At 60.2% G+C, this 7731-nt stretch carries 2 protein-coding genes; both read left to right on the top strand.

Features of this window, described 5'->3' with window-relative positions; all coding sequences use genetic code 11:
- The first annotated feature begins 425 nt into the window (after window positions 1–425).
- Entirely contained in the window at window positions 426–2171 is a 1746-nt protein-coding gene (locus ACTHR7_RS10635; protein WP_440370791.1) for a ShlB/FhaC/HecB family hemolysin secretion/activation protein, read from the top strand.
- 68 nt (window positions 2172–2239) lie between these two features.
- A partial coding sequence (locus ACTHR7_RS10630; RefSeq protein WP_440370790.1) for a two-partner secretion domain-containing protein occupies window positions 2240–7731 on the top strand: 5492 nt, incomplete at its 3' end.

Below are 7731 nucleotides of genomic sequence, written 5' to 3'. Positions count from 1 at the left end.
GTTTGAACCTGTTGAAAGCCGCCAACAGGCTAAGTGCGCCTGTTGCCGCCTAAAAGGCGGCCCGGGTGCCTGATTATGGGGTGTCCGGGCAGGATTAAGGGGGTATTTGGGTAGAATTAGGAGTGATTGGGGGCGAAACAGCCGAAAACCTGTGTTTGGGTTTCGGTTGTCGAGGGAAGGGCTTTTTTGCAAAGGTCTCTAACAGTGTTTTACACAACAGCTTAAGAAAAATACGCCGGCAACATCTCAAACACCGCAACCCTTTCAGGCTGCCATAAGGCTTCACAGTATCATTCTTGAAATCTTCAGATACTGTAAACAGCGCCAGATATCTATAGATAAAGTTAAGACATTGACATTTTATCAATGATTTTGTAAAATTTAGTGAGTTTATTTTCAAGTAAAAATATACTGGGTTTAACATTATGTCCGCCATACACACCCATCTGAGTTTAGCTATTTTGGCAGCCTTTTCTTTTCAGGCTGCACTTGCCGATACCATTGAAGAAAGCGAATTCAGACGTCAGGAAATGCGACGCCGGCAGCAGGAGCAGCAGCTGCAGCGCGAAGTCGATGTGCGTTTGGAAGATACGCGGCAAAGTACGCTTACTCCGTCTGCAGCCGAATCGGCCGAATCCCCCTGTTTCCCCATTCATACCGTTACCCTGACCGGCGATGCTGCCGGCCGTTTTCAGTTTGCACTTAAAAAAGCCTTGAAAGAAACCGGCTTCCAATCCGGACAATGTTTGGGTGCGCAAGGCATCAACCGCATTATGGTTGCGGCACAAAACGCCGTTATCGGCCGCGGCTATACCACTACCCGTATTTTGGCCGCACCGCAGGATTTAAACAGCGGAACTTTGGAATTAACCGTTTTGTCCGGCAAAGTGCGCTCGGTTCGCACTGATACTTCGCACAACGACCAAACCCGTGCCGCGCGCATTGCCGCCTTTCAAAACGAAATTCCGTTGAAAGGCGGCGATATTCTGAATCTGCGCCGTATCGAGCAGGGGCTGGAAAATCTCAAGCGCGTACCCACCGCGGAAGCCGATATTCAAATCGTTCCCGCCGATGCACCCGATGAAAGCGACATCATTGTTGCCTGGCGGCAGCGGCTGCTGCCCTACCGCCTGTCGCTCGGTGTGGACGACTCCGGCAGCAAAACCACCGGCAAATACCAAGGCAGCCTGACTTTCTCTGCCGACAACCCTTTCGGCTTAAGCGATCTGTTTTATCTGTCCTACGGCCGCCATCTGGGCCATACCGACACCCATACCGACTCCGAGGGCAAAAAAACCGCCGGCGGCACCCAAAGCTACGCCTTTCACTATTCCGTTCCTGCGGGCAACTGGCTGTGGAGCTGGAACCACAACTACTACCGCTACCACCAAGCCGTGGCGGGTATCAATGAAGTGTACGACTACAACGGCAAAAGCCGTGGCAGCGACATCGGATTTACCCGCCTGCTGTACCGTGATGCGCGGCGCAAGAGCCATATCGGCTTCAAACTGTGGCAGAAAAAAAACCAAAGTTTTATCGATGATGCCGAAGTCGAAGTACAGCGCCGTAAAACCGCCGGTTGGCAGTTGAGCCTAAAACACAAGGAATACATCGGCCGCAGCACTTTGGATATCGGCCTTGGCTACAAGCGCGGCACCGGCATGGCCGATGCCATTGCCGCCCCTGAAGAGGTGTTTGATGAAGGCACTTCGAGAATGAAGGTGATCACTGCCGACATCAGCTATAACCACTCCTTCCAAATCGGCCGGCAGCACTTCGTATATGACACCGCCCTGCATGCCCAGTGGAATAAAACCCCGCTGACGCCTTTGGACAAAATCGCCATCGGCGGTCGCTACACCGTGCGCGGCTTCGACGGCGAAAGCTCACTGTCGGCCGAGCGCGGCTGGTACTGGCGCAACGAAGCCGGCTGGTATTTTCAGGCTGCCCACCAGTTTTATCTGGCGCTAGACGGCGGCCATGTTTCCGGTGACTCGGCGCAATACCTGCTCGGCCAAACCCTAATCGGCGCCGCCGCCGGCCTGCGCGGCCAGTTCAAAGCAGGCGGCAGCCTGAATTACGACCTATTTGTCGGCAAACCGATTAAAAAACCGCAAGGCTTTAGCAAACGTACCGCCGTTTTCGGCTTCAACCTAAACTATTCGTTTTAACCGGAGAAAACACGGGCACCGCCTGCATTTGGGCTGCCTGTTTCCCATTTCCACACGGACGCAAGAACATGAACAAACACTGCCATAAAATCGTCTTCAACCGCACCCGCGGCATCCTGATGGCCGTAGCCGAGACTGCCATCGGGCAGGGCAAAAGTCCCGGCGAGCGCTCAGGCGGAGAAACCGGTGGCGGTGACGGCAGCCTAAAAACCCGTTCAGGCTGCCGTTTGCATTTGGGCACGCTGACTTTCAGCCTGCTGCTCGGTTTCGGTTCGGCCCTGATTGTGCCCGCCGCCGCTGCCGACATCCAAGCCGACAAATCCGCCCCCAAATCCCAGCAGCCCGTCATCCTGCAAACCGGCAACGGACTACCGCAGGTCAATATCCAAACCCCCACCGCCCACGGCGTATCCGTCAACCAATACCGCCGTTTCGATGTCGACACGCGCGGCACCATTCTCAACAACAGCCATAAAAGCGTATCCACCCGCCAGGCCGGCTGGATACAGGGCAACCCCTTTCTCGCCCGCGGCGAAGCCCGTGTAATCGTCAACCAAATCAACAGCAGCGACCCGAGCCGGCTGAACGGCTATATCGAAATCGCCGGCCGCCGCGCCGAAGTGGTGATGGCCAACCCCGCCGGCATCCGCGTCGACGGCGGCGGCTTTATCAACAGCGCAGGTGCCACCCTGACCACCGGCCGTCCCATCCTGGCAGACGGCCGTTTCGACGGTTTGGACATCGGCAGCGGCCGTATTGAAATCGGCGCACAGGGTCTTGACGGGCGCGGTGCCGACTACACCCGCATTCTCAGCCGTGCCGCCAAGATTGACGGCGGCATTTGGGGGCAGGACGTCCAAGTGATTGCCGCCGCCGGCCAAACCGACGCCGCAGGCAGCCTGAAAGACGCCGCCGCACCCCGCACTCCGTCTTCATCCGCCCCCGTCTTTGCCATCGACACCGGTGCCCTGGGCGGCATGTATGCCGGCAAAATCACCCTGATTGCTGCCGATGCCGGCAGCGGCATCCGCAATGCCGGCAAGATTTACGCCGGTGCCGGCGGCGTGACCCTCAGCGCCGACGGAAGACTGGCCAACAGCGGCACCGTCGCCGCCCAAGACGGCGGCACCCTGCGTCTTAACGCCGGCCAAGCCGACAACAGCGGCACCCTTTACGCCCACGGCCAAAGCAGCATCGACAGCAAAAGCAGCCTGAACAACAGCGGCCGCATTCTCAGCACCGCAGAAAACCGCATCCGCAGCGCCCGGATTGACAACAGCGGTCAAATCGACGGCGGCCGTCTGGACATTGCCGCCCCCGTATTGGACAACAGCGGCCGCATCAGCCAAAGCGGCAGTCAGGATCTAGCCGTCGATACCGCCCGCCTGGCCAACAGTGGCCGCATCGGCCTGCCGGAAAACAACAACGGCAACAGTGGAAACAGTAGCGGCAACAACGGCGGAAACGGCAACAACAATGGTTCCCACTCCGGCAACAAGCGGCCGCCCGCCAATAACGGCAACGGCAATAGCGGCAACAGTCACGGCGGCCATACCCAAGTTCCCACTCCTGCCGACGGCCGCATCAGCGTCTCCGGCCGTTTGGACAACAGCGGCACCATCGAAGCGGGCGGCCGCACCGATCTGAACGTACACAGCGAACTGGCCAACAGCGGCCGCCTCACCCTCGGCAGCCTGAAAGCAGACGGCAGCCGTTTCGACAACCGCCAAGGCGACATTCTCGCCCACAGCGCCGACATTCACAGCAGCCACAGCGACAACCGCGGCGGCGCCCTGGCCGCAGGCAGCCTGAAACTGGATGGCACCCGACTCGACAACCGCCAAGGCGCCATCCGCAGCAACAGCCAAAGCGACATCCGCCTTTCAGACGGCCTGAACAACGAACAAGGCGAAATCACCACTGCCGGCAGCCTGAAACTGGCCGCCGACAACATCACCAACCAAGACGGCAGCATCTTGGCCGGACAGGACATCGGACTGGATGCCCGGGTACTGGACGGCAGCGGCACCCTGGCCGCTGGCCGTGATGCCGCCCTCAAACTCAGCGCCGACTTTGACAGCAGCGCAGACATCGAAGCCGGCCGCACACTCAGCATCGAAAGCGGCGGCAGCATCCGCAACCGCCACCGTTTGGCCGGCGGCGCAGCCCTCGACATCCGTGCCCGGCACATCGACAACCGCGCCGAAGGCAAACTGGTTTCCGGCAGCAATACCCGTATTGGCGCCGACACCGTGGACAACCGCGGCCTGATCAACAGCAACGGCCTGACCCGTATTGATGCCGCAGACAGCCTGAACAACATCGGCAGCGGCCGCATCTACGGCAGCCGTCTCGCCCTGGGCGGCGGCAGCCTGAACAACCGCGAAGAAGCAAGCGCAGACGGCAAAAACCAAGCCCCCGTGATTGCCGCACGAGAGCGGCTGGACATCGGCATGCGCAGCATAAGCAACACCGGCAGCGGCTTTGGCCGGATTGAAAACGGCCAAGTACAAACCGGCAGCGTCTCCAGCCTGATCAGCAGCGAAGGCACACTGCATATCGGCGGCCGTTTGAATGAGCGCCATCAGGCCGAAGGCAGGGCCGAGCGCCTGGAAAACCGCGGCGCGCGGATTGAAGCAGCGGGAGGCGGGCAGATTGCCGTTCAAAAACTGGACAACCTGAACGCTGGTTTGCGCACCGAAGAATATTTGGCCGACAGCCGCCGCCAAACTGCCTACACCTTTGCCGGCGAGCCCGAACGCTACATTGACGGCGAAGACGGCAACATGAGCCAATACCGAACCAATCTGGTCTTCCGTTTCAACGAGCAGGGCAGACAGAAAAGCGGCAGTACCGAACGCAAATTCGAACGCTCCGACGTATCGGCGGTACGCCGCTACCAATACAGCCTGAACCGTTACCGCCAACGTATCGTAGAAAGCCGTCCGGGCGAAATCCTGATTGGCGGCGACCTGAAAGCCGAAGGCGGAGAATGGCGTAACAGTGACAGCAAAATCCTGATCGGTGGCACATTGTCGGGGCTTTCCAAAGACAAGATTGCCAACCACGCCACCCAAGAGCAGCGGCGTCTGGAAGAAGTCGGCATAAGCGAACATGCGACCTTCGAAAGAAGCCATGGCCACCGAGGCAGGCATCATGTCTATTGGAGAGGTGGTTATGCTTACAACAACCCGAGCGTCAGCACCCACGACTTTGAAAACCAGCTGAGCGACATTCTGCAAAACCAAGGCAGCCTGAACCCTCCCGCCGGCCATGCCGCCGCGGCCGATGCCGCCACCGTCGCCGTTGCGCCACAACGCATTAAAAGTCCCGACAGCAGCTTCAGTCTGCCCGAAAGCAGCCTGTACACCGTCCGTCCCGACCGCCCCGGCTATCTGGTGGAAACCGATCCTGCCTATGCCGACTACCGCACCTGGCTGGGCAGCGACTACATGCTCAAAGCCCTGCAAACCGATCCCAACCGCACCCACAAACGGCTGGGCGACGGCTATTACGAGCAACGCCTGATCAACGAACAGATTGCCCGTCTGACCGGCTACCGCCGTCTGGACGGCTACCCCAACGACGAAGCCCAATTCCAAGCCCTGATGGACGCCGGCATCAGCTTTGCCCGCGCCCAGCAGCTGACCCCCGGCATCGCCCTGTCCCCCGAACAAGTTGCCCGGCTGACCAGCGACATCGTCTGGCTTGAAAGCCAGACCGTTACCCTGGCCGACGGCAGCAGCCAAAGCGTACTCGTACCCAAAGTCTACGTCCTCGCCCGCCCCGGCGATCTCAACAGCGCCGGCGGACTCATCAGCGCCGACACCCTGCAGCTGAATGCCGGCCGCATCGACAACCGCGGCACCCTGGCCGGTCGGCGCATCGTCGATCTGGCCGCCGGCGACATCAGCAACAGCGGTCGCATCGGCGGCAAAAACGTCATACTCGACGCCCAACAACAAATCGACATCACCGGCGGCAGCATCGAAGCCGAACGGCTGCTCAGCCTCAAAGCCGACAACATCACCCTCCAAAGCAGCACCGCCCAAAGCGGCGATTCGCACAACGGCCGCACCACCGTTGACCGTGTGGCCGGACTGTATGTCAGCGGCACAGAAGACGGCCAAGGTCTGCTCAGCCTCGAAGCAGGGCATGACATCAAACTGAACGACGCCCGCCTGGCCAACCGCGCCCGCGAAGGTCACAGCCAAATGATTGCCCGCGAAGGCAGCGTCACACTCGGCACCGTCCGCACCGAAAGCCACGAAAGCTACGGCGCGGCAAACGACAAAAACCACCGCCACATTCACCAAAGCGCCGAAGCAGGCAGCCGCATCGAAGCGGCCGGCAACATCACCGTATCCGCCGGCAAAGACCTCAGCATCCGCCAAGGCCAAATCGACAGCCAAAACGGCCACACTACCCTGGCCGCCCAAGGAAACATCGCCATCGCCGAAGGCCGCCGCACCCTGGATCTGGACGAATCGACCTACAGCAAAGAGCGCGGTTTGGTCGGCAGCAAAAGCCGGCTGGACCAATACCGGCGCCAACACGACGAAGCAGCCGGCAGCGTGATAACCGGCCGCGAAGTCAGAACGGCCTCCAGCGGCGACACCCGCATCCGCGGCAGCCAAGTCATCAGCGACGAACAGACCCTGGTTACCGCCGCCGGCGAGGTGCGCGTTGATGCTGCCGAGAACCGCTACAAAGATTGGGAAAACCACGAGCGCAAAAAGTCCGGCCTCACCGGTAGCCTGAAAAACGGCGTAGCGATGGCCGGTTACGGCAAGACCCAAGAAAACCTGCAGCAAAACAGCGTATCGTCTGCCGTAGTCTCCTCGCAGATAGGCAGCCTGAAAGGCGATACCACCGTAGCGGCGGGCGGCAAACTGAGTACCGAAGCCGCACAGCTGTATGCCGGTGGCGATCTGAAGCTGCAGGGGCGCGAAGTTTCCCTTGACGAAGCCTATAACCGCAGCGAACAGCACAGCCGGACACAGCGTAAACAAAGCGGCTTCTCGATCGGCATCACTTACGACCCCTATACCGCCGGTAAAAATGCCTGGGACAAAGCCATGCAGGGCGGCGGGTACAGCGACAGTATTGTTGGCAACTGGATGCAGCGCAGCAGCGCCTCGGCCAAAGCCAGCCAGGCGGCGGGCACGCCTGTCGTGATCAGCGGCGGCCGCAGCCGCAGCACGCAGACGCAGGATAGCAGCAGCACCGAAGCCGTCGGCAGCTCGCTGACGGCCGGCCGCCATCTCAGCATCCGTGCCACCGAAGGCAGCATCGAAGCCAAAGACGCACAAATCTCCGCCGAAGGCGATGCCCTGCTGTATGCCAGCGACGATATCCGACTGCTGGCCGCGGCCGACAGCCGCCGGCAAACCGGCAGCAGCAAGCGCAGCGGTTTCTCCATCGACAACCGCGACCATATCACCCCCTTCGGCACCTTTAACGATCAGGGGCAGGCTGCGGGCGAGATCGGCAGCATCAGCGGCAGCACCCTGTCCGTGGGCGGTAAAACCCGTCTGCTTGCCGAAAAAGGCAATATCGC

Source organism: Neisseria sp. P0007.S010 (genome assembly GCF_051962875.1).
GTDB lineage: Bacteria > Pseudomonadota > Gammaproteobacteria > Burkholderiales > Neisseriaceae > Neisseria > Neisseria subflava_A.
This window is presented reverse-complemented; position numbering and strand designations above follow the sequence as displayed.

Bases quoted from the DNA above. Each gene is read 5' to 3' on its own strand.
- ACTHR7_RS10635 (WP_440370791.1), top strand. From the start codon at position 426: ATGTCCGCCATACACACCCATCTGAGTTTAGCTATTTTGGCAGCCTTT.